Origin of the sequence: Endozoicomonas sp. SESOKO2 (genome assembly GCF_024606245.1) — a bacterium.
GTDB lineage: Bacteria > Pseudomonadota > Gammaproteobacteria > Pseudomonadales > Endozoicomonadaceae > Endozoicomonas_A.
In genome coordinates, this window is the sequence record NZ_JAHHPQ010000048.1 from 1 (window position 1) to 3,155 (window position 3,155).

Consider the following 3,155-nt stretch of genomic DNA (forward strand, 5'->3'; position numbering starts at 1 on the left):
CGTTAAAAAGTGGCTCAAAATGCTCATTTACTCGCTGTAAACTGCGCTTTTTCGCCACTTTTTGCCTTGTCACAGCTTTGCTCGCTACTTTAGCGACACCCTCTAAGAAGAGGGGAACAGGTCGTTCTGGTAGCCAGTTCCTGATCAGGGCTCTGACTATAGTAAAGGGAAGTAATAAGTCAGGGCATTATCATGGAGTTGAGAAAATGGGTACTTGGCGCCGCTATTTTGCTGATTCCGATTGCAGGATACGCAAAGCCAATTTACAAGTGTCAGGTTAATGGCGATGTGGTCTTTACAGAAGAGAAGTGTGACAGCAATGCCAAACCAATTGAGCTCAAGGGGTTGGCGGCACCGCTTGAGCCATTTGATATCGATAAGTTGCGGGGGATGGACGAAAAGTTACGCGTCCAGATGATCGAAGATCGCATTGCTCTGAGGCAGAAGCGGATTCGGACCTATCGTAATCGTATGCAGAGCGAGCTGAAAAAACTTCAGGGAAAAATCAATAAAAAGACCCTGGAGAACAAGAGCCTGCCCCGCAACAGTGTTCAGGAAAAAGAGCTCAATACTCAACTGAAGTCTATTGCAGACAATGTTGAGCTGGATACCAGGGGAACCCTGTCTGATCAGATGAATGCGGTTGTAGTCCGTTATAAAACCCTGATTGAAGCGGAACAATTTCAAATTGAACTGTTGTTGCAGGAGCTCAGGGTTAACCAGATGATGCATCAGAACACCTCCCGGAATCCCTGAAATTTCTTGTAAATTCACTTGCAAGCTCTGGGTACCGGGTTCACTATTCACTCCGATGAAAATCGTCAAAAATGTGCTTGATGCCGGTACTCTTTTAGGGGAATGTCCCCGCTGGCATGAGCCCACGTCTACCCTCTACTGGGTTGATATCACCGGAAAGTCTCTCAACAGCTGGCAACCAGAATCCGGCGCCCGGCAGTCGTTGAGTCTGCCTGAAGAAATAGGCTGTTTTGTGTTCAGGGCGTCTCATGGGCTGGTAGCGGCCTTGCGTTCCGGCTTTGTATTTCTGGATTCCATTGAGTCGGGTCGAATAACTCCTATTTGTGACCCGGAGTCTGATAAACCTCACAATCGCTTGAATGATGGTCGTTGCGATGCTTTGGGGAGGTTCTGGGTGGGATCTGTTTATCCACCGAAAGACAAGTCGGATGCCTGGATCTACATGCTGAATAATCAGCTGGATTGCCAAAGAAAGGCAGGGCCATTTTTAACCAGTAACGGCATCGCTTTCAGTCCGGATAATCGAACGATCTACTATGCGGATTCACCTGAGCAGATTATTTACGCCTGCGACTTTGATCTTGAAAGAGCAGAGTTGAGCAATCGCAGGGTGTTTCATCGATTCCCCGCTGGAAAGGGACGTCCGGATGGTTGTGCTGTCGATGAAGAAGGTTGTTACTGGACAGCACTCTTCGCTGGCGGAGCAGTTGTCAGATTATCGCCCGGCGGGGTTCTTTTGGAGACCATAAGCTTACCCGTTAAATATCCAACCATGGTCGCTTTTGGTGGTGATGATTATTCAACATTGTACATCACCAGTTGCCGTCAGGCCTGTTCTGATGAGGAGCTGGAGTTGTATCCTGAGTCAGGCTCTATTTTTGCTGTAAAGACTGGAGTCAGGGGGCTGAAAGAAAATCGGTTTGCCGTTTAGCAAAATCGTCAGTCAGAAAAGTTTCTTTTACTGATAACCACCGCTTCAGTGTCTGTTAATTTCTAATAGAATCAGAATTCCTCATAGTCCCATTCGTGTATTTTCCTGTGCAGATTTGTTGTTGATTGATCCATGGCAGTTTTAGTCGAGGAATGAATCGCTATAGTGCGCCGTGAAAACCTTTGCGCAAACCTTTTACTGAATCTTGGGAGACAACAGTCAATGTGAGCCCGATGGCCATAAGCTTTCTTTTGAGAAAGGCTCGTTGAAACAACGAACGGTAGCCAGTATGAAAAAGACCGGACTTCTCAGCTCAAAGCTTTCCGGGGCCAACCTGGCTATTCCTGAAGGTCAGCCCGGCTCTCATCCGGCATTGCTATCACGGTCTGACAAGATAAGGTCGGTGAATATCCTAGGCTCTTTGCCCGCCAAAGAAACGCTGCAATGGCAGGGTGAAAATAGAGTGATGCTGGTCTGAAAGTAAGTTGTAGCCGCTTGAAAACAGAGTTCCTTTCCTGCTTACATTCATTGAAAACAAGGTCTAAGAGTTCCTCTCTTTGTCAAGCAACGGGCTACTATTTTAAATGACGGTTCCTTAATGATGTCTGTCGTTAATGGCATGAGTCATCCGGTCAATGAGGCTGCTTTGAAGGATGGTTTCGCGCACAGTAGCAGAGTTCCAAAGTCAGACGATAGCTCTCCACTGTTGAAATCTGCCCGAATGTTTTTTCATGTGAGGGGTGAAAACGAAGCTATCCTTAACACGCCTGACTCTCCTAAGGTTTAAGAAGTACAAACTCATGAATTACACAAAATTCTTTAAAAGGCTTCTACTGCTCATGCTGTCGTGTTTCGTAGGGATGCAAGTGGCTAATGCGGAGCTTAACAGTCACGCCAACGAACACGCCGGCATCCCTTCGTCTGTGTATAGTGCTAACTGCCCCTATAACCAGATATGCACTGGCGATATCGTGCTGATTAGCATGGCTGATTTCAGTGCGTATAGGGATATTACCATGCTCCGGACCATGGTTTTTGTTGCGAAGGACGCATATAACCTGTCAAAAGGTTACTCTCAGGTGGCTAGCATCGGACCATTTTTAAATGGTTTTTACTATCGGGTAAAACCCAGTAAGACTTATTACTTCAGTGCTACCTACTACTATAGAGAATCAGGTGGTCACGTGGAACACGTCACCCGGGATTTCTATTTTAAATCCAGAAATGATGCCCATAATCCGGGCGGATACGGCGAGGATGGACCTATATACGCAGGTGAGCCTGAACTCATAGGGCTTCCGTCGATACCAAAATGCCATCGTGAAACAGCAGGGGAATTCTGTACCAACCAGGTAGTTCACATCTTCTGGAATAATGATCGAGGCCCGGGCAAACGCATACAAGACATTGACCTTTTCATTGATGACCAACACGTCAAACACGAGCATGGATCCTATTATAAAGATGG

The 3,155-nt window shown here is 46.7% G+C and carries 5 protein-coding genes; all 5 read left to right on the top strand.

The annotated features are described in order from the left end of the window. The first annotated feature begins 192 nt into the window (after nucleotides 1-192). Nucleotides 193-756 carry a hypothetical protein gene (locus tag KDK17_RS01105; RefSeq protein ID WP_257255572.1) on the top strand — a complete coding sequence of 188 codons (564 nt, stop codon included), beginning with the start codon at nucleotides 193-195 and terminating at the stop codon, nucleotides 754-756. A gap of 55 nt (nucleotides 757-811) precedes the next feature. Next, on the top strand, nucleotides 812-1,687 hold the full coding sequence (locus KDK17_RS01110) for an SMP-30/gluconolactonase/LRE family protein (RefSeq protein ID WP_257255571.1): 876 nt from the start codon (nucleotides 812-814) through the stop codon (nucleotides 1,685-1,687). Nucleotides 1,688-1,952: 265 nt separating this feature from the next. Further along, nucleotides 1,953-2,165: a hypothetical protein gene (locus KDK17_RS01115; protein WP_257275588.1), complete on the top strand. Its 213-nt coding sequence runs from the start codon at nucleotides 1,953-1,955 to the stop codon at nucleotides 2,163-2,165. A 120-nt stretch (nucleotides 2,166-2,285) separates the two neighbouring features. Further along, nucleotides 2,286-2,474 (top strand): hypothetical protein, encoded by a 189-nt coding sequence (locus tag KDK17_RS01120; protein WP_257255569.1) that lies wholly within the window; start codon nucleotides 2,286-2,288, stop codon nucleotides 2,472-2,474. Between the two features lie 13 nt (nucleotides 2,475-2,487). Further along, nucleotides 2,488-3,155: hypothetical protein (locus KDK17_RS01125; RefSeq protein WP_257287154.1), on the top strand; the 668-nt coding region annotated here is incomplete at its 3' end.